Origin of the sequence: Streptomyces sp. WAC06614 (assembly GCF_003949795.1) — a bacterium.
In the GTDB taxonomy this organism is placed as follows: Bacteria; Actinomycetota; Actinomycetes; order Streptomycetales; family Streptomycetaceae; genus Streptomyces.
On record NZ_RPRY01000754.1, the window covers coordinates 1 to 700 of the forward strand.

At 71.6% G+C, this 700-nt stretch carries 1 protein-coding gene; it reads left to right on the forward strand.

The features are described from left to right. Position 1 precedes the first annotated feature (1 nt). Positions 2-700 (forward strand): FAD-dependent monooxygenase (locus EF918_RS36310; RefSeq protein WP_260611030.1); only part of this gene is annotated, 699 nt, incomplete at its 3' end.

Genomic DNA, 700 nt, shown 5'->3' on the forward strand with positions numbered 1-700 from the left:
GATCTCCGGGGCGGGCATCGCGGGCCCCGCGCTCGCGTACTGGCTCAACCGCCGGGGACACGAGGTCACGGTGGTGGAGAAGGCCGGCACACTCCGCAGCGGCGGCTATCCCGTCGATGTGCGCGGCACCGCACTCGAGGTCGTCCGTCGGATGGGCATCCTGCCGCGCCTGCGGGACGCGCACATCGACCTGCGCCGGCTCACCTTCCTGGGCGCGGACGGCGGCGAGGTGGCCTCGGTCGAACCGCACACCGTCACCGGCGGGGTCGCGGGGCGGGACCTGGAGGTGCGGCGCGGAGACCTGACCGACGCGCTCCACGCGGCGGTCCGTGACGATGTGGAGTTCTTGTTCAACGACTCCATCGACACCCTCGACCAGTCCGGCCACGGGGCCGACGTCACCTTCCGCGGGGGCGGCAGCCGTACGTACGACATGGTGTTCGGCGCGGACGGGACGCACTCGTCCACCCGGGAGACACTGTTCGGCCCCGAGGAACGGTTCCACCGGTATCTCGGGTACCGCTTCGCCGTGTTCACCATGCGCAACACGTTCGGGCTCTCCCACGAGACCGTGCTGTGGAACACTCCGGGCAGGGCCGCCGCCCTCTACGCAGTGGGGGACACAGACGAGGTGCACGCCTTCCTGACCTTCGCCCGGCCGGAACCGCCGTCCGGCGCGTCCCGTGACCCACGAGACCGG